The sequence below is a fragment of the Acidovorax sp. SUPP2539 genome (assembly GCF_030158975.1).
Taxonomy (GTDB): Bacteria; Pseudomonadota; Gammaproteobacteria; order Burkholderiales; family Burkholderiaceae_C; genus Paracidovorax.
In genome coordinates, this window is record NZ_BQXJ01000001.1 from 54989 (window position 1) to 74171 (window position 19183).

The 19183-nt window shown below is 69.1% G+C and carries 19 protein-coding genes; 6 read left to right on the forward strand and 13 right to left on the reverse strand.

Going from position 1 to position 19183, the window contains the following annotated elements; genetic code table 11:
• Nucleotides 1-37: 37 nt before the first annotated feature.
• Both ybeY and AVTE2539_RS00250 read right to left on the reverse strand, forming a co-directional pair.
• On the reverse strand, nt 38-496 hold the full coding sequence (ybeY, locus tag AVTE2539_RS00245) for an rRNA maturation RNase YbeY (RefSeq protein WP_284392928.1): 459 nt from the start codon (nt 494-496) through the stop codon (nt 38-40).
• Nucleotides 497-540: 44 nt separating this feature from the next.
• Entirely contained in the window at nt 541-1500 is a 960-nt protein-coding gene (locus AVTE2539_RS00250) for a PhoH family protein (RefSeq protein WP_284407956.1), read from the reverse strand.
• Nucleotides 1501-1548: 48 nt separating this feature from the next.
• On the opposite strand from AVTE2539_RS00250, the gene ruvA reads away from it, so the two are divergent.
• From ruvA to AVTE2539_RS00275, 5 genes are all read left to right on the forward strand, one after another.
• Nucleotides 1549-2121 carry a Holliday junction branch migration protein RuvA gene (gene ruvA, locus AVTE2539_RS00255; RefSeq protein ID WP_272567143.1) on the forward strand — a complete coding sequence of 191 codons (573 nt, stop codon included), beginning with the start codon at nt 1549-1551 and terminating at the stop codon, nt 2119-2121.
• A gap of 105 nt (nt 2122-2226) precedes the next feature.
• Complete coding sequence (locus AVTE2539_RS00260) at nt 2227-3816, forward strand: trypsin-like serine peptidase (RefSeq protein WP_284407957.1); 1590 nt, start codon at nt 2227-2229, stop codon at nt 3814-3816.
• A gap of 141 nt (nt 3817-3957) precedes the next feature.
• Nucleotides 3958-5883 carry a trypsin-like peptidase domain-containing protein gene (locus AVTE2539_RS00265; protein ID WP_502868842.1) on the forward strand — a complete coding sequence of 642 codons (1926 nt, stop codon included), beginning with the start codon at nt 3958-3960 and terminating at the stop codon, nt 5881-5883.
• 10 nt (nt 5884-5893) lie between these two features.
• Nucleotides 5894-6967 carry a Holliday junction branch migration DNA helicase RuvB gene (gene ruvB, locus AVTE2539_RS00270; protein WP_272567148.1) on the forward strand — a complete coding sequence of 358 codons (1074 nt, stop codon included), beginning with the start codon at nt 5894-5896 and terminating at the stop codon, nt 6965-6967.
• Nucleotides 6968-7202: 235 nt separating this feature from the next.
• A complete protein-coding gene (locus AVTE2539_RS00275; protein WP_284407959.1) occupies nt 7203-7835 on the forward strand; it encodes a phage tail protein in 633 nt (210 codons plus the stop codon).
• A 149-nt stretch (nt 7836-7984) separates the two neighbouring features.
• On the opposite strand, the gene AVTE2539_RS00280 is transcribed toward AVTE2539_RS00275, so the two are convergent.
• From AVTE2539_RS00280 to AVTE2539_RS00305, 6 genes are all read right to left on the reverse strand, one after another.
• A complete protein-coding gene (locus AVTE2539_RS00280) occupies nt 7985-9154 on the reverse strand; it encodes a DSD1 family PLP-dependent enzyme (protein ID WP_284405242.1) in 1170 nt (389 codons plus the stop codon).
• Entirely contained in the window at nt 9138-9776 is a 639-nt protein-coding gene (locus tag AVTE2539_RS00285) for a histidine phosphatase family protein (protein ID WP_272567152.1), read from the reverse strand. Before AVTE2539_RS00285 ends, AVTE2539_RS00280 begins: the two co-directional genes overlap by 17 nt.
• Nucleotides 9777-9793: 17 nt before the next feature.
• The gene (locus AVTE2539_RS00290; protein WP_284407960.1) at nt 9794-10423 is read right to left on the reverse strand and encodes a DUF4136 domain-containing protein; all 630 of its coding nucleotides are present in this window, start codon (nt 10421-10423) and stop codon (nt 9794-9796) included.
• A gap of 61 nt (nt 10424-10484) precedes the next feature.
• Nucleotides 10485-11471 carry a tRNA 2-thiocytidine(32) synthetase TtcA gene (gene ttcA / locus AVTE2539_RS00295; protein ID WP_284407961.1) on the reverse strand — a complete coding sequence of 329 codons (987 nt, stop codon included), beginning with the start codon at nt 11469-11471 and terminating at the stop codon, nt 10485-10487.
• A gap of 5 nt (nt 11472-11476) precedes the next feature.
• Nucleotides 11477-11848, reverse strand: a complete 372-nt coding sequence (locus tag AVTE2539_RS00300) for a dihydroneopterin aldolase (protein WP_284392946.1) — start codon at nt 11846-11848, stop codon at nt 11477-11479.
• Between the two features lie 42 nt (nt 11849-11890).
• A complete protein-coding gene (locus tag AVTE2539_RS00305) occupies nt 11891-12685 on the reverse strand; it encodes an SDR family oxidoreductase (protein ID WP_284407962.1) in 795 nt (264 codons plus the stop codon).
• A gap of 8 nt (nt 12686-12693) precedes the next feature.
• Between AVTE2539_RS00305 and AVTE2539_RS00310 the strand changes: the two genes are divergently transcribed.
• Nucleotides 12694-13812: a class I SAM-dependent methyltransferase gene (locus AVTE2539_RS00310; protein ID WP_284405534.1), complete on the forward strand. Its 1119-nt coding sequence runs from the start codon at nt 12694-12696 to the stop codon at nt 13810-13812.
• Between the two features lie 55 nt (nt 13813-13867).
• Here the strand turns inward: AVTE2539_RS00310 and AVTE2539_RS00315 are convergent, their stop codons facing one another.
• From AVTE2539_RS00315 to AVTE2539_RS00335, 5 genes are read right to left on the reverse strand one after another with little or no spacing between them, the layout of a single operon-like run.
• Entirely contained in the window at nt 13868-14941 is a 1074-nt protein-coding gene (locus tag AVTE2539_RS00315; RefSeq protein ID WP_284407963.1) for an ABC transporter ATP-binding protein, read from the reverse strand.
• A gap of 1 nt (nt 14942) precedes the next feature.
• Complete coding sequence (locus AVTE2539_RS00320; RefSeq protein WP_284407964.1) at nt 14943-15836, reverse strand: carbohydrate ABC transporter permease; 894 nt, start codon at nt 15834-15836, stop codon at nt 14943-14945.
• Entirely contained in the window at nt 15823-16737 is a 915-nt protein-coding gene (locus AVTE2539_RS00325) for a carbohydrate ABC transporter permease (RefSeq protein WP_284405249.1), read from the reverse strand. The genes AVTE2539_RS00320 and AVTE2539_RS00325 overlap by 14 nt, the downstream gene beginning before the upstream one ends.
• Before the next feature lie 7 nt (nt 16738-16744).
• Nucleotides 16745-18076 (reverse strand): ABC transporter substrate-binding protein, encoded by a 1332-nt coding sequence (locus AVTE2539_RS00330; protein WP_284407965.1) that lies wholly within the window; start codon nt 18074-18076, stop codon nt 16745-16747.
• A gap of 18 nt (nt 18077-18094) precedes the next feature.
• Entirely contained in the window at nt 18095-19051 is a 957-nt protein-coding gene (locus AVTE2539_RS00335) for a TauD/TfdA dioxygenase family protein (protein WP_284407966.1), read from the reverse strand.
• Nucleotides 19052-19183 lie beyond the last annotated feature (132 nt).

Sequence of the window (19183 nt, forward strand, 5' to 3'; positions counted from 1 at the left end):
AGGCGGTGGGGAGGGCGCGGCCCGCGCCGTGGCCGGCTCAGTCCGCGTACGGGTCGTCGAAGCCCAGTTCCTGCAGGATGGCCGTCTCGTAGGCCTCCATCTCGTCGGCGTCCTCGGCGCTGGTCTCGTGGTCCCAGCCCTGGGCGTGCAGCGTGCCGTGCACCAGCAGGTGGGCGTAGTGCGCGCGCAGGTCGCGGTTCTGCTCGCGCGCCTCGCGCGCCACCACGGGTGCGCACAGCACGAGGTCGGCCATCACCAGGGGCTCCTGCGCGTAGTCGAAGGTGAGCACGTTGGTGGCGTAGTCCTTGCGGCGGTACTCGCGGTTGAGGGCCTGGCCTTCTTCGGCATCGACGATGCGCACGGTGATCTCGGCGTCGCTGGACAGCGCGTGGCGGATGAAGCGCGCCGCGGCATGGCGGGGCAGGGCGGCGCGGTGTTCCTGCACCCCGGGAAAGCGCGCGAACTGCAGCGACAGGGTCAGATGGTTCAGGGTCATTTGGGCCTCTGGCGCATGTTTCACTAGGGCATTGTGCTATTAATTCAGGAGTGCCCTGCGCGGCTGCCCGCCGTGCGCTGGGCATCGTAGGCGTCCACGATGCGGGCGATGAGCGGGTGGCGCACCACGTCGGCGGTGGTGAACCGGGTGATCGCGATGCCCTTGACGCGCTTGAGCACCCGTTCGGCGTCGATCAGGCCGCTCATCGCGCCCTTGGGCAGGTCGATCTGGCTCACGTCGCCCGTCACCACGGCGCGGGCGCCGAAGCCGATGCGGGTGAGGAACATCTTCATCTGCTCGGGCGTGGTGTTCTGGGCCTCGTCCAGGATGATGAAGGCGTTGTTCAGCGTGCGCCCGCGCATGAAGGCCAGCGGCGCGATCTCCAGCGCATTGCGCTCGAAGGCCTTCTGCACCTTCTCGTAGCCCATGAGGTCGTAGAGCGCGTCGTACAGCGGCCGCAGGTACGGGTCCACCTTCTGCGTGAGGTCGCCGGGCAGGAAGCCCAGGCGCTCGCCGGCCTCGACCGCCGGCCGCGTCAGCACGATGCGCTGCACCGCGTTGCGCTCCAGGGCGTCCACCGCGCAGGCGACGGCCAGGTAGGTCTTGCCGGTGCCGGCGGGGCCGATGCCGAAGGTGATGTCGTGGCTGGCGATGTTGTCCAGGTAGTTGCTCTGCGTGGGGGTGCGCGCGCGCAGGTCGGCGCGGCGGGTGTTGAGCGTCACCGCGCCGTCACCGGGCGCCTCCAGCATGGCGCTGTCGCCGGCCAGCATGAGCTGCAGGTGCTCCTCGGCGATGGGCCGCTCGGCCATTTCGTACAGCGCCTGGAGCAGCTCCATCGCCTGGGTGGCCTTGGCCTTCGGCCCATCCACCTTGAACTGCTCGTGCCGGTGCGCGATGCTGACCGACAGCGCCGTCTCGATGGTGCGCAGGTTCGCATCGGCCGGGCCGCACAGGTGCGACAGCCGGTTGTTGTTGTGGGGGGTGAAGGTGTGTCGCAGGATCACGCGGATAATTCCGGTTGGATGGCCGCAACGGTGCGGCGAAGGACATCAATGATAGGCAAACTCACCGGCACGCTGCTGGAAAAGAACCCGCCAGAAGTGCTGCTGGACTGCCACGGCGTCGGCTACGAGGTGCAGGTGCCCATGAGCACCTTCTACAACCTGCCGCCCGTGGGGGAGCGCGTGGCCCTGCTCACCCAGTTCATTGTGCGCGAGGACGCGCAACTGCTCTACGGCTTTGCCACGGCGCCGGAGCGCCAGGCGTTCCGCGAACTCATCAAGATCTCCGGGGTAGGCCCGCGCACCGCGCTGTCCATCCTGAGCGGCATGGGCGTGTCCGACCTGGCGCAGGCCGTTTCCCTGCAGGAGGCGGGGCGCCTGGTGAAGGTGCCCGGTATCGGCAAGAAGACCGCCGAGCGCCTGCTGCTGGAGCTCAAGGGCAAGCTGGGGGCCGACATCGGCGCCCATGCGCACGCCACGAGCGACGCGCAGGCCGACATCCTGCAGGCCCTGCTGGCGCTGGGCTACAACGACAAGGAAGCCGCCGCCGCGCTGAAGGCGCTGCCCCAGGACGTGGGGGTGAGCGACGGGATCAAGCTGGCGCTCAAGGCGCTGGCCAAATGAGGGCCACGGGTCAACGAAGAACAAGGAATGGGAGACCGTGCGCATGCCTCTGAGCGGCGTGGCGCGGGTCCGTGTCGATCCATCAAAGAAGGGAGTGAACGAAAGATGGCCAAAGGGAAATGGATGGCGCGCGGTGCCGCGCTGGTCGTGGTGGCGTCGCTGGTGTCGGGGTGCGGCGGGGGTGGCGGGGGCGACAGCGGCGCCGTCACCGTGAGCGCAGCGCCGTCCGAGGTGCTGCAGGTGGACTCGGCCGTGCAGCCGGCGGGTGCCGAGGACGCGGTTTCCCGCACCAAGCAGCGCGCGGCGGGCCCGCGGGTGGAACCGGCCCGCGTGGCCTTGCCCGCCTTCGTGCGGCCCAAGGCGGCGCAGTCCCGGCACGACGGCGCCCGCTGGGTGGGCGATGCCCGCGCCATCGAGGCCACCGCCACGGCGGACGGCCTGCAGCGGCTGCTGCAGTGGACCCCGTTGGCCAACGGCGGCATGAAGGCGGCCGTGAGTTTTGCGTCCGAAGACGCGCAGGGCCTGCGCCTGGGCGTGCGGGTGCGGCAGATCCCGGACGAGGCCGTGGTGCGGGTGTACCGCCAGGACCGTCCCGATGCGGTGTACGAGACCACCGGGCAGGCCATCCTGCAGGCCATCGGGCGCAATATCGCGGCGGGCGACGCATCGGACAACGCGCGCACCTGGTGGACCCCCCATTCCGGCGCGAGCGAGGCCACGCTGGAGATCGAGCTGCCCGCCGGCGTGCCGGCCGCCGCGCTGGACGTGGCTGTTCCGGCGCTGGCGCACCTCTTCGAGAACCTGTCCCTGCCGCCGGAGGGCGCCCAGGCGGCCAAGGCGGTCGGCGACGCCATCGCCTGCAACCTGGATGCGAGTTGCTTCGACGAATACGCCCCCCAGCGCGATGCCGTGGCGCGGATGCTGTTCGTGGACAACGGCAAGGCCTACGTCTGCACCGGCACGCTGCTCAACGACCGCGACGCCACGCGCACACCGTACTTCCTCAGCGCCAACCACTGCATCGCCTCGCAGACCGTGGCGTCCACCCTGCAGACGGACTGGTTCTTCCGCTCGCAGGCGTGCAACAGCGCCACGCTGTCGCCCCGGTCCACCGCGCGAACGGGCGGCGCGACGCTGCTCTACGCCAGCGCAGACACCGACACCGCCCTGCTGCGGCTGAACGAGGCGCCGCCCCCGGGCGCCGTGTTCGCCGCCTGGGACGCCGGCCCGCAAGCCGAATCGGCGGCGGTGGTCGGTATCCACCATCCCCGGGGCGACCTGCAGAAGATCAGCACCGGCAGCATCATGGGCACGCTGGCCTGCACCAACGACACGGACGGCTCCATGCTGTGCGATTCCTCCACGGACGCCTCGGCCGGCTACTACGACGTCGGATTCGACCGCGGCACGGTAGAGGACGGCAGCAGCGGATCGGCCATCTTCCACGGCGGCCGCGTGATCGGGACGCTGTACGGGTTCGCCTCCAGCGCCCAATGCTCGGTCGACGATGTGCGGGTGTACGGCCGCTTCGATCTGGCCTACCAGAAGGCGCTCAAGCAGTGGCTGTCGCCGCCGGTGAGCGTGCCGGTGGCCTGGCGGCATCCCGCCCGCGGGTTCGGGGCACCGCATGGGCCGGCGGGCCGCCGCGGCGATGGCCCCGCGCCGTTCTGGCACGAGTGGCTGGCGGCGCGGTAGCGGGCCTGGGAGCGCAACGGGGCCATGACGCGATGCCGCAACGCGGCGATGAAATCACCTGCCGGCAGCCACGGGGCTGTGGCACATTTTGCAATCCGGGGCGGCATGGGACCGCCCCGAACCGATGACAGGAGTTGTTCCATGCAGCTGGTAATGAGGCGAGTTCGATCTTTGGCGGTTCTGGCGGTGGCCTCGGTGCTGGCTGCCTGCGGTGGCGGCAGCGGCGGCGATGCGGTGCAGTCCGCGGCCGCGCCGCAGGCCAGGGCCCTGGTCTACAGCGTGGAGTCGCGCGAGCAGCCGGCTTCCGCCGTGCAGGACGTGGCGCGGGTCAAGGACCGTGCGATCGGCGCGGCCATCGCACCCGCCCGCATCGCCCTCGGGCCGCTGGACCAGTCCAAGGAAGGGGCGGCCAGCGGCTTCGGTCCGCGCCAGGTCGGCAGCCCCCGCAGCATCGCCCAGACGGCCACAGCCAGCGCCACCTTGCAGCAGCTGCAGTGGACGCCCACGGCCAGCGGCGGCCAGGTTGCCGCCCTGAGCTTCTCGGCCGAAGGCGCGCACGGCCTGCGCCTGGGCGTGCTGGTGCGCCAGCTGCCCGGCAGCGCCGTGCTGCGCGTGTACAGCCAGGCCCGGCCCTCGGCGGTTTTCGAGATCGCCGGCCAGGAAGTGCTGCAGATCATCGAGCGCAACCAGACGGCGGGCGACACCTCCGACGCCGGCCGCACCTGGTGGACGCCCGACACGGGCGGCGACGAGGCCACGCTGGAGATCGAGTTGCCATCCGGCACGCCCGCGAGCGCGATCGACCTGTCGGTGCCGCGCCTGTCGCACATCTACGACAACCTGTCGCTGCCCACGGCCGAAGAGCTGGAGCAGCAGACCAAGATCAACGAATCCGACACCTGCAACCTCGATTCGACCTGCTACGACGATTACGCCGCCCAGCGCAACGCCGTGGCACGGATGCTGTTCGTGCGCCCCGACGGCAAGACCTACGTGTGCTCGGGCACGCTGCTGAACGACCGCGACGGCACCGGCACGCCCTACTTCATCTCGGCCAACCACTGCATCTCCACGCAGACCGTGGCGTCCACCCTGCGCACCGACTGGTTCTACCGCTCCCCCAGCTGCAACAGCCGCACGCTGTCGTCCGCCACCACGGCGCGCACCGGCGGCGCCACGCTGCTGTACGCGACGGACAGCAGCGACACGTCGTTCCTGCGCCTGAATGAGGCCCCGCCCGCCGGCGCCGTGTTCGCCGCATGGAACGCCAATCCCCAGGGGCTGGGCGGCGCCATCGCGGGCATCCACCATCCCCGCGGCGACCTGCAGAAGATCAGCTTCGGCAACCTGGCGTCCCTCACCGCGTGCACGTCCATCAGCGACACCAACTTCACCTGCAGCGGCACCAGCGGCAACTTCTACCGGGTGACGTGGAGCCAGGGCACGACCGAGGGCGGCAGCAGCGGCTCGGGCATCTTCTCCGGCGGCGCGCTGATCGGCACGCTCTACGGCGGCAGCGCCGTGTGCACCAACAAGGCCTCGTCGGACTACTACGGCCGCTTCGACGTGGCGTACAACGCGTCCATCAAGAACTGGTTGTCGCCGGCCACCAGCGCCAGCGGCCGCACCGCCGTGTACCGCTTCTTCAACAGCAGCACGGGCGCGCACTTCTTCACGGCGAGCGCGGGCGAGCGCGACTTCGTGATCAACACCTACCCGGCGTTCGCCTACGAAGGCGTGGCCTTTTATGCCTACGGCGGCGCCACCGCCGGCCAGAGCGCTGTGTACCGATTCTTCAACAAGAGCAACGGCGCGCACTTCTACACCATCGATGCGGGCGAACGCGACTTCGTGCGCGCCACCTACCCGTCGTTCGAGTACGAAGGCCCGATCTGGTATGCCCAGACCGGCGCCGGCAACGGCTCGACCGCGATGTACCGTTTCTTCAACAAGAGCAACGGCACGCACTTCTACACCATCAGCCAGGGAGAGCGCGACTTCGTGCAGGCCACCTATCCGGTGTACCAATACGAAGGCCCCGTGTACTACGCCTGGACTTCCAACTGATCCGCAACGCATGAGCATCCAGACCGACGACTTCGCCCCCGCACCCGCCAAACGCGTGATCTCCGCCGCGCCGGCCTCCCCGCAGGAGGAAGCGCTGGAGCGGGCGCTGCGCCCCAAGCTGCTGCAGGAGTACGTCGGTCAGGCCAAGGCGCGCGAGCAGCTGGAGATCTTCATCGGTGCGGCGCGCAAGCGCGGCGAGGCGCTGGACCACGTGCTGCTGTTCGGGCCCCCGGGCCTGGGCAAGACCACGCTCAGCCACATCATTGCCGCGGAGCTGGGCGTGAACCTGCGCCAGACCTCCGGCCCCGTGCTGGAAAAGCCCAAGGACCTGGCCGCGCTGCTGACCAACCTGGAGCGCAACGACGTCCTGTTCATCGACGAGATCCACCGGCTCTCGCCCGTGGTGGAGGAAATCCTCTACCCCGCGCTGGAGGACTACCAGATCGACATCATGATCGGCGAGGGGCCCGCGGCGCGCAGCATCAAGCTGGATCTGCAGCCCTTCACCCTGGTGGGGGCGACCACCCGCGCCGGCATGCTCACCAACCCGCTGCGCGACCGCTTCGGCATCGTCGCGCGGCTGGAGTTCTACACCCCCGAGGAACTCTCGCGCATCGTCATGCGCAGCGCCGGGCTGCTCAACACGCCGATCCAGCCGGACGGGGGCTTCGAGATCGCGCGCCGATCGCGCGGCACGCCGCGCATCGCCAACCGCCTGCTGCGCCGGGTGCGCGACTACGCCGACGTGAAGGGCACGGGCCAGATCACGCTCGATATCGCCCAGCGCGCGCTCACCATGCTCGACGTGGACCCCCAGGGCTTCGACGTGATGGACCGCAAGCTGCTCGAGGCCGTGATCCACCGTTTCGACGGCGGTCCCGTGGGGCTGGACAACATCGCCGCGAGCATCGGCGAGGAGTCCGGCACCATCGAGGACGTGATCGAGCCCTACCTGATCCAGCAGGGCTACCTGCAGCGCACGCCGCGCGGGCGAGTGGCCACCCTGGCGGCCTATCGCCACCTGGGCGTGGCGCCGTCCCGCAACCCTGCCGACCTGTTCGGCGGGCCGCCGTCGGCTGCTTGACCGATCGCTTCCGGACCCCTTGTCCGAACGCTCCTGCGGCTTCATCGCAGCAGCCAGATACGCGCCGGGGACCGGCGCGCGTTGCATTCTCGACGCCCCGTGAATTCTCGCTTGTCGCCCTGCGATTTCTGGTGTTTACTCCCTCTATCCGCCTTCGCTGCGAGATCGTCAAAAAGCATCGCTGCCAGGTGCGGATATTTGATCGACAAACCTTTTTTGGGAGAGGGAAACTCACATGGATCCGATTCTGGGCCAGATCATTCTTTGGGCCGTGCCATGGGTTCCGCAGGGCTGGGCCCTGTGCGACGGCACACTGCTGTCAATCAATCAGAACCAGGCGCTCTACTCGCTGCTGGGCACCCGTTATGGCGGCGATGGCGTCAACACCTTCGGCTTGCCCGATCTGCGCAACCGGGTTCCGCTCGGTTCCCAGAACATGGTGACCATCGGTGGTACGAGCGGTGCCGCTACCGCGTCCACCAACGCCATTGGCGCTGCGATCCTGTCGCTCGCCAACCTGCCCGCCCACACCCATGGCGTGACGGTGGCTGCGGGCGGAACGGCCTCGGTGTCCATTCCAGCCGACGACACCACGGGCGACAACAACGTTCCTGGGCCGACTCTGATCGCCGGGAAGGCAACGGCGGGCAACAACACCGCCAAGGTGTACAGCTCCAAGTCCTCCACCACGACGCTCAAGCCTTTCGATGCACCCTTGACCCTGCCTGCCATCACCACGCAAGCGGCCGGCAGCGCCACGCCCACGCCCGTGCAGATGAACGTGCCCGTCACGGTCAGCACGCTGCAGCCCGGCATCACGCTGAACTTCATCATTGCCGTGAACGGCATCTATCCGTCGCGTCCCTGACCGCGGATGGGCAGGCAGCGGCCTGCCTGCCGCCATGGCCACCCGGGCGCGGCTAGCGCTTCGGTGGCGATGGCCGACGAGGCCGGGGCAACCCGGCCTTTTTCTTTCTTGTTGCAGACCGTCGCGCAGGCGCCTGCCAGTGCTTCAGGTCAGGTCAGCGCGCCCCGGGCATCCACCCGGATGATCCGCTCCACCACGCCGTGCGCCAGCCCGCCGCGCACACCGATCAGGAAGTCGTACAGATTCACCGTCGGGTCGCAATGGCCGGGAATGAGCCACAGCATGCGGCCCAGCGAGGGCAGCCGGGCCTTGTTGCCGTCGGCGTAGAGAATGCCGTGCTCGTCGCCGCCGTTGGCATAGCGCAGCGCCCGCTCGGGCGGCAGCATCGCCACGATCGGCAGGCCGGAGTCGATGGCATGGCTCTTGTGGCCGGCATCGCACACCGCGTGCGTTTCCTGGCTGGAGATGACCTGGGTCTTGACGAACAGTGCATGCTCGAAGGCCGGCTGGGCCGGCTCGCGTTCGTTGCCGGCGTAGTCCGCGTCCATGAACAGGAACGAGCCCGCCTGCAGTTCGCCGTAGACGCCGCTGGCGGCCTCGTGCACCAGCGTGCCGGTGCCCGCGCCGGTCACCAGCGGCACCGGAAGGCCGGCGGCGGTGATGAGGTCGCGCGTGTGGCGCGCGGCCTCCACCACGGCGGCGATGGCCTCCCGGCGGGCCTGGGCGCCGCGCAGGTGCTGCGCGCGGCCATGGTAGGCATGCAGGCCCGCGAAACGCAGCCGGGCATGGCGCGCCACGGCCAGCGCCAGGGCCACGGCCGGTTCGCCGGGCGGCACGCCGCAGCGCCGCTGGCCCACGTCGATTTCCACGAACACATCGATGCCCGCATCGCTGGCGGTGACGGCCATGGCCTCGGCCAGGCGTTCGATGCCTTCCTCGCTGTCCACCGCCAGGGCCAGGCGCCCGCCGCGCAGCCCGAGCTGGTGCGCCAGGCGTGCCACGCGCAGCAGCTTGGCGGCGGCGATGACCTGGTTGCTGATGTACAGGTCGTTCACGCCGGCGGCGGCCAGCGCCTCGGCCTCGCTCACCTTCTGCACGCAGGCGCCCGTGGCACCGGCCTGCTGCAACAGCAGGGCGAGCTCGGCGCTCTTGTGCATCTTGGCATGGGGCCGCCAGCGCACCTGGTGCTTGCGTGCGAAGTCGGCCATGCGCTGGATGTTGCGCTCCATGGCGTCGAGATCGACGACGAGTGCGGGGGTGTCGATCAGGTCGACGCGCAGGCCGATGCTGGCGCGCAGGGATTCAGGAATGGGCTTCATCGCGCGTGGCGTCGTCCAGGTGCTGTGTGTCGGCCCAGCCGACCAGGGTGAGGCCGTCGCCGGTCCAGAGCAGGCGGTTGATGGCCGCGTTGGTGAGTTGCCAGGTGCGTGGGGCCTGCAGTTCCTGGCCGGTGGCGGCGCGGTACAGCACGTCCATCACGCCGCCGTGGGCGACCAGTACCACGAGTTCGCCGGGGTGGCGCTGCGCCAGCTGGTGGGTGGTGCCGAGGATGCGCTCTCGGAACACGATCAGCGACTCGCCCCCGTCGGGCACGAAGTGCGGATCGCGCTGGCGCCAGCGGCGGGCCTCCTCGGGCATTTCGGTCTCGATCTCGGCGAAGGTGCGGCCCTGCAGCTGGCCGAAGCTGCGCTCGCGCAAGCCGGGCTCGGCGATCAGCGGTGCGCCCGTGGTGTCGGCCACCGCCTGCGCGGTGGCATGGGCGCGCTGCAGGTCGCTGGCATAGATGGCGGCCACGGGCTCGCCGGCCAGGGCCTCGCCCACGCGGCGTGCCTGCCACAGGCCGGTGTGGTTGAGCGGAATGTCCAGATGGCCCTGGATGCGCGTGTCCACGTTCCAGGCGGTTTCTCCGTGGCGGATGGCGATGATGCGGGTGGCGTGCATGGCGTCGAGTTCGTCGATCAGGGGGCGGGCGGCGCCAGGGTGGTGCGCACCTGTCGCGGGCCCGCGGGGGGCTGCGGGAAACCGGTCAGCGCGGCGTCGAACAGGATGCCGAAGATGGCCGGGTCGCTGGTCCAGACGTCCTCGTGCACGGCGGAGGTCTCGTACACGATCTGCTGCGTGGCGGCGTCGCGCAGCACCAGGCTCGCCTCGCGGCGGTAGAGCGTGGGGGGGCGGTCCATCATCCAGCTGCCGCCCATGCCCCAGCCCCAGCGGCCGCCATGGCCCCCGTAGCCGAGGCCCAGGCCCCAGCGGGGGTAGAACGGGTCGCCGTAGTAGGGCGAGTAAGCCGGCGTGGCATAGCTCGCCTGTGCGCCGACCTGCAGCACGAGCCGGGCGTTGGCGTCGTCGCGTTGAAGCCCCACGCGCGCCAGCGACTGCTGGGCCATGGCTTCGATGGGGGCGAACGATGCGGCCTGGGCCTGCTGCGAGGGCAGGCGCTCCAGTCGGTAGGTGGGCGGCGAGGGCAGGGCCGCTAGCGTCGAGTAGCTGTGCACCGCGCTGTCCACGGTGCGGGTGACGGCGCAGCCGCCGAGCATCAGGGCGGCCGTGGCCAGGGTGATGGAAAAAGCGCAGCGCAGGGTCTTCATGGGTGTCTCCGGAAAGGGGCCGTCATGGTGCGGTCAGCGCTGGCGATGATCGATGGGGCGTTCAGGACAGCCGGACCACCTGCACGCCCGGCAATCCGGGGGCGGCAGGGAAATCCTCGCGGTCGAACGCCTTGTCTCCGTCTTCGCTGGCGATGCCCGTCGCCTTCAGACCTTTGAAGTCGTGCAGTGTTCCATCGAGCAGGTGCGACGGCACGACGTTCTGCAGCGCGTTGAACATGTTTTCCACGCGGCCGGGGAATTTTCTGTCCCATTCGCGCAGCATCTCGCCCACCTGCTTGCGCTGCAGGTTCTCCTGGCTGCCGCACAGGTTGCAGGGAATGATGGGGAAGTCGCGGTGCGCGGCCCAGCGCGCGGTGTCCTTCTCGGCCACGTAGGCCAGCGGGCGGATCACCACGTGTTTGCCGTCGTCGCTCACGAGCTTCGGGGGCATGGACTTGAGCTTGCCGCCGAAGAACATGTTGAGCAGCAGCGTCTGCAAAATGTCGTCGCGGTGGTGGCCCAGGGCGATCTTGGTGCAGCCCAGTTCGTCGGCCACGCGGTACAGGATGCCCCGGCGCAGCCGGCTGCACAGGCTGCAGGTGGTCTTGCCTTCGGGGATGAGGCGCTTGACGATGCTGTAGGTGTCTTCGTTCTCGATGTGGAACGGCACGCCCTGCGAGGCCAGGTACTCGGGCAGCACGTGCTCGGGAAACCCCGGCTGCTTCTGGTCGAGGTTCACCGCCACCAGGTCGAAGTGGATGGGCGCGCGCGCCTTGAGCTTGAGCAGGATGTCCAGCAGGGCGTAGCTGTCCTTGCCGCCGGACATGCACACCATGACCTTGTCGCCTTCCTCGATCATCTGGTAGTCCACGATGGCCTTGCCCACCTCGCGGCACAGGCGCTTTTCCAGCTTGTGGGTCTCGCGCTCGATCTTCAGGCGGGCCGGCGCCGCAGCGGCCTCGGCGCTCGCTGCCGCATCGGGCGTGCCGAGGGGCTCGGGGGCGTCGGCGGTCCAGCCGGGCGTGGGGTCGTTGAGGATGGCATTCATGGGGTTCACCACTGTCCTGTCTCGCTGCGGATGGCCACTTCGCAGTCGTCAAAAATTTCCAATTTGGCGATCTTCACGCGCACGCCCAGCACGCCGGGCAGCAGCATGAGCCGGGCGCTGAGCTTGCCGATCAGCGTCTCCAGCAGGTTCACGTGCTCGGCCGTGCACTCGTCGATGATGATCTGGCGCACCTTGCGGTAGTCCAGCACGTGCAGGATGTCGTCGTCGCTCGGGTGCAGGGGCTGCGTGCCCAGGTGCAGCTCGGCATCGACCTGGATGGGCTGCGGCGTGGTCATCTCGTGCGCGAGGATGCCCAGGTTGGCGTCGAAGCGCAAACCGGTGAGCGTGAGGATCTGGGTGCCTGCGGCGTTGTACATGGGGTATGGGAAGGAAAGAGGGAGGGCGGAGCCGGCCTGCGCTCACATCATCGAAAAGTCGCGCTCGAACCGCATCAGGTGCTGGCCGCCATCCACCAGCAGCGTGGTGCCGGTGATGGAGCGGTTTTCCAGCGCGAACTTCACGGTGGCGGCCACGTCGGCGGGCGTGGAAGACCGGCCCAGCGGGCTCAGCGCGTGCAACTGGCGGAATTTTTCGCCTTCCAGCAGGTGGCTGGTGAGGGTGAGGCCCGGCGCCACCCCCACCACCCGCACCCGGGGTGCGAGGGCCAGCGACAGCATGGTGCCGGCCGCCTCCAGCGCTGCCTTGGAGAGGGTGTAACTCAGGAAGTCGGGGTTCTGGTTCCAGAGCTTCTGGTCGAGCAGGTTGACCACGGCGCCGTGGATTTCGCCCTGGTCACCCCCATCGCCTGCGGCTCGCTGTTCCAGATGCGCATGCAGGCCCTGGGCCAGCAGCACGGGCGCCGCGGTGTTGCTGCGCAGGTGCTGCTCCAGCGTGGAAAAGCCGAAGCTCGCGGCATCGTCGTGCTCGAAAAGCGAGGCACTGTTGACCACCGCATCCACCGCGCCGAAATGCTGCACCACGCGGGGCAGCAGGCCGCGCACGGCGGCCTCGTCCTGGAAATCGGCATCGAAATGGGCGCTGGCGCATGAAAATCGCCGGCATTCTGCTACGGTTTCGATAGCATCCTGCTCGGAATGCCGATAGTGGACGGCCACCTGCCAGCCGCCGGCCGCCAGCGCGAGCGCGATGTCGCGGCCCAGGCGCTTGGCGGCGCCGGTCACCAGCACGGTGCGAGGACGGGAGGGGGAGGGCATCGGGGACAATCGGGACCGTGACGACGACAGAACCCCCAAGTTTAACGACCGCCCTGGCGGCCCACATCGGCCAGGCCATTGCACAGGCCGGCGGCTGGATCGGCTTCGACCGCTTCATGGCCCTGGCCCTGTACACGCCCGGCCTGGGCTACTACGCCAACGACTCCACCAAGTTCGGCCTGCTGCCCGGATCGGGCAGCGACTTCGTGACCGCGCCCGAGCTGAGCCCCCTGTTCGGCCAGACCCTGGCCGTGCAGGTGGGCGAGGCCCTGGCGCAGACCGGAACGCACGAGCTGTGGGAGTTCGGCGCGGGCTCCGGCGCCCTGGCGCTGCAGCTGCTCGATGCCCTGGGCGAGCGGGTGCAGCGCTACACCATCGTCGATCTTTCCGGCACCTTGCGCGCGCGCCAGCAGGTGCTGCTGTCCCCGCATGCGCACAAGGTGCGGTGGGTGGATGCGTTGCCCGACCGCTTCGCGGGCGTGGTGGTGGGCAACGAGGTGCTGGACGCCATGCCGGTGAAGCTGCTGGCCCGCCACGGCGGGCAGGCGGGCGGCGTGTGGCATGAACGCGGCGTGGTGCTGCAGGGCGATGCCTTCGCCTGGGCCGACCGGCCCACCGATCTGCGCCCGCCCGTCGAGGTGGAAGGCCCCCACGACTACCTGACCGAGATCCACCCGCAGGGCGAGGGCTTCATCCGCACCCTGGCCGACCGGCTGGAGCGCGGCGCGGCCTTCTTGCTGGACTACGGCTTCGGCGAAGCGGAGTACTACCACCCCCAGCGCCACATGGGCACGGTGATGTGCCACCAGGGGCACCTGGCCGACAGCGATCCGCTGGTGGCGGTGGGCCGCAAGGACATCACCGCGCACGTCAACTTCACGGCCATGGCGCTGGCCGCGCAGGACGCGGGCCTGCAGGTGCTGGGCTACACCACGCAGGCGCACTTTCTCATCAACTGCGGGTTGGCCCAGCGCATGGTGGAGTTGCCCCTGCTCGAACGCGCGACGGCCGCCAAGCTGGTCATGGAGCACGAGATGGGTGAGCTGTTCAAGGTGCTGGCCCTGGGCGCGGGCGAACCGTGGGAGCCCGTGGGCTTTTCGCAAGGGGACCGATCCCACCGGCTGTGATGCGCTGTGCCGCCCTGAGCCCTCCCGAGTGGATCCAACCGGTGACGGGGGGCTGTCAATTCAGCCGCAGACCACTGGCCGCATCGAACAGGTGCGCCTGCGCCGCCACGGGCCGCAACTGGAGCGCGTCGCCCGGCCGCACGTCGATGCGGTCGCGGAACGCCGCCAGGATGTCGTGCCGGCCATCGAGCCGCAGCGCCACCTGGGTTTCCGAGCCCGTGGGCTCCACCACGACGACCTGGGCCGGCAGGCCCGCGCCGCTGGTGTCCAGCGCGAAGTGCTCGGGCCGGGCCCCGTACAGCACGCTGTCGCCATGGCGCCCACAGGGCGGGCGGGCCAGGGGCAGGCGCAAGCCGTCGTCGGTGACCACGCTGGCCTCGCCCTCCAGGAGCAGCCGGCCGGGAATGAAGTTCATGGCCGGTGAGCCGATGAACCCCGCCACGAACGCATTGGCCGGCCGGTCGTACAGATCGAGGGGCGCACCCACCTGCTCGATCACCCCGTCCTTGAGCACCACGATGCGGTCGGCCAGGGTCATGGCCTCCACCTGGTCGTGCGTGACGTACACCGTGGTGGTGCCCAGCCGCTGGTGCAACGCCTTGATTTCGGTGCGCACCTGCACGCGCAGCTTGGCATCGAGGTTGGACAGCGGCTCGTCGAACAGGAAGGCATCGGGCTGGCGCACGATGGCGCGGCCCATGGCCACGCGCTGGCGCTGGCCGCCCGAGAGCTGGCGCGGCGTGCGGTCCAGCAAGGCTTCCAGGCCCAGGATGGCAGCCACCTCGTCCACCCGGCGCCGGATTGCGGCTTGGCTCTCGCCCTGCAGCTTCAGCGAGAAGCCCAGGTTCTGCGCCACCGTCATGTGGGGGTAGAGCGCGTAGTTCTGGAACACCATGGCGATGTTGCGGTCTTTGGGCGCCACGTCGTTGATCACGCGCCCGCCCAGCCGGATCTCGCCGCTGGTGATGGTTTCGAGCCCCGCGATGGCGCGCAGCAGCGTGGACTTGCCGCAGCCCGAGGGCCCGACGAGCGCGACGAACTCGCCGTCGCGGATGTCGATGTCCACCCCGTGGATCACGGGTGTGCCGCCGTAGTGCTTGACGATCTGGTGAAGGGACAGTTCGGCCATGTCAGTCCTTGACGCCGCCGGCCGTGAGCCCGCGCACGAGGTAGGTGCGCACGAGCACCGTGAAGATCACCACCGGGAACATCACCAGCGTGCCGCTCGCGGCGATCTTGGTCCACTCCCAGCCTTCGTACTGCAGGAAGTTGACGATCGCCACCGGGGCGGTGACGGCATTCGTGCGGGTGAGGATCAGCGCGTAGAAGAAGTCGTTCCACGAGAAGATGAAGCACAGCACGGCGGTGGCCGCCAGCCCGGGCGCCGCCAGCGGCAGCGTGATGCGCCAGAACGCCTGCCAGACACCGCAGCCGTCGATGTAGGCCGCCTCTTCGAGCGCGGTGGGCACCGCTTCGAAGAAGGTCTGCATCAGCCAGATCACGATCGCCAGGTTGAAGGTGAGATAGACGATGGCCAGGCCCACGATGGTGTCCTGAAGGCTGAGCCAGCGGTAGGCCAGGAAGAACGGGATGGTGAAGGCGATGGGCGGCGCCATGCGCGTCACCAGGATCCACAGGGCCACCTGGCGCCGCCACCGGAACTGCCAGCGCGTGAGCGCATAGGCGGCCGGCACGCCGATCAGCAGCGACAGGCCGGTGGACAAGGTGCTGACCGCCAGGCTGTTCCAGAACGACTTGAGGAAGTTGCCCTGCAGCAGGCTGCGAAAGCCCTCCAGCGTGGGCGTGAAGAGCAGGCGGTCCTCGAAGATGTCCGCGCCGGGCCGGAAGGCCAGCTGCACCAGCCACAGGAAGGGGAACATCACCACCAGCAGCAGAGCGACGGCCACGAGGCCGCGCGCGTTGCGGCGCAGCCATCCGGCACGCCGCGCATCTGGCAAGCGCAGCGCGGCAGGGGGCGGCGTGAACGTGGAGGGCAGGGGCAGGGCGGCTTCAGCGTTTGTCATGGTCGTTCCATCCGAGTCGGCCCACCAGCCAGCTGAGCGCGAACACGCCCGCGAGAATCACCATCGCGATGGCGCTGGCATAGCCCCAGTAGGAGAAATTGAAGGCCTGGATGAAGCCGTAGTAGTTGGTCACCTCGGTCACCGTGCCCGGGCCGCCATCGGTCAGCACGTAGATCAGCGGAAAGGCCTTGAAGCTGTCGATCAGTCGGAACAGGCCGCACACCACCAGCACCGGCCGCAGGTAGGGCAGCACGATGTACCGGAACAGTTGCCAGCGGTTGGCGCCGTCCAGGCTCGCGGCCTCCAGCGGGTCGTCCGGCACCATCTGCAGCGTGGCCAGCACCATCAGCAGGGTGAACGGAAACCACTGCCAGGTGTCGGCGATGGAGATGGCCCACAAGGCCGTGTCGGGGTTGGCGATCAGCGAGCGCACCGGCAGGCCCACCGCCTCCAGCGCGCGGTGCAGCGGGCTCACGTCGGGCGTGTACAGGATCTTCCAGATCAGCGCCACCACGATGGGCGGCAGCACCATGGGGATCAGGAATGCCGTGCGCGTGGCGCCCAGCAGCTTGGAGCGCCCGTTGAGCAGCAGCGCCAGGCCCAGCCCCACGCCCAGTTGCAGCGCCACGCTGGAGACCGACAGCTGCAGTTGCGTGGCGATGGAGCGCAGAAAGCGCGCGTCCTCCAGCAGGTGGCGGTAGTTCACCAGCGGGTCGTCGAAGCGGAAGGTGCCGGCCGCGTCGGTGAGGCTCAGGGGCGTGAAGCTCGTCACCAGCAGCGCCGTGGCCGGCGCCAGCGTGATGACCAGCAGCACGGCCAGCGAGGGCAGCAGGCCCCACAGGAAGGCGCGGCGGCGCGCCGCTTCCCAGCCGAGGCCGGGGCGCAGAGTCAAGGTGCTCACCGCCGGCTCACAGCTTCAGCCCGGCGCGCTGGAGCTCGGTGATCGATTGGGCCTGCGCCTGCTGCAGCGCCTGCCGCGCGCTGGCCTGGCCGGAGGCGATCAGCGCGATCGCCTTGTTGAGCTGCTGGTCCACTTGCGGGTAGACCGACACCGTGCGGTACTTCATGTGCCCGGTCTTGGAGGCCAGCTCGATCGAGTCCAGTGCCAGTTGTGCCAGGTCGTTGCCGTTGATGACCTGCCTGGCGCGGAACTCCCGGGAGTCGATGTCAGAGCGGCGTGCCGGCGAGCCGTAGCCAGCCAGCACCGCCTTGCGCGTGGTCTGCTTGGACAGCGCCCACTGGATGAAGGCCCACGCGGCCTCCTTGTTCTTCGACCCCGTCGGAATGCCCAGGCCATGCACGGCCGTGCCCGGAAAGCGCCCTGCAGGTCCCTTGGGCACCTGGCCGAACTGCAGCGTCTTCAAGGTCTTGCTGGAGGCAGGGTCCCCCAGCTGCGCGAGATGCAACTGCCCCGCATCGGTGAAGTTCACGCGGCCGAGCTTGAGGGCCTGGGTCACCTGGTCGGGCGTGTAGGTGATGGCACCGTCGGGCCCGAACTCTCGCAGCAGGCTGGCGTAGTACTCGGCCGCTGCGATGGCTTCGGGCGTGTCCAGCGTGGGGTACAGGTCGTCCGGTGCCTTGCGGAACACGTCGCCACCGAAGGCATGCAGATAGGGCACGAAGGTCCAGCCGTAGTGGCTGTCGGACACGAAGCCCGCCACGCGCTCCTTCTTGTTCACGGCGCGCAGCACCTTCACCAAGTCGTCCGTGGTATCCGGGTAGGCCAGGCCGGCCTGCTGCACCAGGTCGAAGCGCGAGGAGGCGGACAGCAGCGCCTCGGCCGTCCAGGGGATGCCGTAGAGCTTGCCGTCCTTGCCGGTCTCGGGTGCGCGCGCGCCGGGCAAAAAGTCGTTCACATCCCAGTCGGCGGGCGTGAGGTTGGGGTTCCTGATGAAATCGTCGAGCGGCGTGAGCCAGCCCGAGTGGATCCATCGGCTCGAGTAGATGAAGGTCACGTTGACCACGTCGTAGGCCGAGCCCTTGGTGGACAGTTCCAGGTCGGCACGCTGGTTGTAGACCGGGAACGAGGGTGCGTCGAAGTTCACCCTGGCGCCCGTGAGCGACTCGAACTCGGGCAGGTACTGCTGCAGCAGCTTGGGGTAGGCCGCGCTGAAGGTCGAGACATTCAGGGTCACGCCCTGGAACTTCTTCGCACCGCTCTGCGCCTGTGCAAAGCCGGGGAGCAGGGCGGTGGCGCCCAGGGCCGATGCGGCCTGGAGCCACTGGCGTCGTTGGGTCATGTCGATGGCTCCGTGGCGTCAGGCGGTCGCGGTAATGACGCTGTCGATCTGCGCGTCGTTGGTGGCTTCGGGCCGCACGCGGGTGCGGCTGCGGCGCCCGTCCACCGCCACGGCGGGCTCGCCGTGCACCGTGACGCGGCGCACCACGCGGGCCTGCGTGCCGTAGTCGTTGATCGCGAAATGCTGCGTCGCCCGGTTGTCCCAGATCGCCACGTCGTCCTGCTGCCACTGCCAGCGCACGGTGTTCTCCAGGCGGACCACGCGGTTTTGCAGGATCTCGAAGAGGCGTGCCGATTCGGTGCTGGAAAAGCCCGCGATCTTCTTGACGAAGTGGCCCAGCAGCAGCGCGCGCTCGCCCGACACGGGGTGCACGTGCACCACCGGGTGCTCGGCTTCGAACACGGAGGACACGAACACCTTGCGGTGGTGGTTCAGTCGTTCCTCCTCGACCACCACGCGCTCGGCACCGTAGTCGTAGTCGTTGCTGTGCACGGCCCACAGGCCGTCCGCCAGGCGCTGGAGGTCTTCGGGCAGGCGGGCGTAGGCCGCGGCCGTGTTGGCCCACACCGTGTCGCCGCCGTAGGCCGGAATGGTCACACCGCGCAGGATGCCGTACTTGGGGAACGCGTCGATGAAGGTCACGTCGGTGTGCCACGAATCGGCACGGCCACCGCCCTTGGAGGCGTCGAGTTCGAAGATGCGCGTGCCCGTGGGCGAGGGCACCGTGGGATGGGCCACGGTCTTGCCCAGGCGCGCGCCGAACGCCTGGTGCGCGGCATCGTCTAGGTGCGCCTGGCCGCGGAAGAACAGCACCTTGTGGCGCACCAGCGCGGCGGTGAGGTCGGCGATGGTCGCGTCGTCCAGCTCCCCCGACAGCTGGAGGCCGAGCACTTCACCGCCCAGGCTGCCCGCCACGCGGCGGATGTGCAGGTTTCCAAAGGACGTATCGAACCGGGGTGGGGATGTTTCGCTCACGGGCAGGCTCCAGCGGGGAAGGGGTGATGGCCGGATTCTGGAGACCGCCATGGCGGACGCGAAGCGACCAAATCGGATATGCAAGCGACCCGAACATCGGGCCATATCCATAGGCCGAAAAGATGGAAGGGC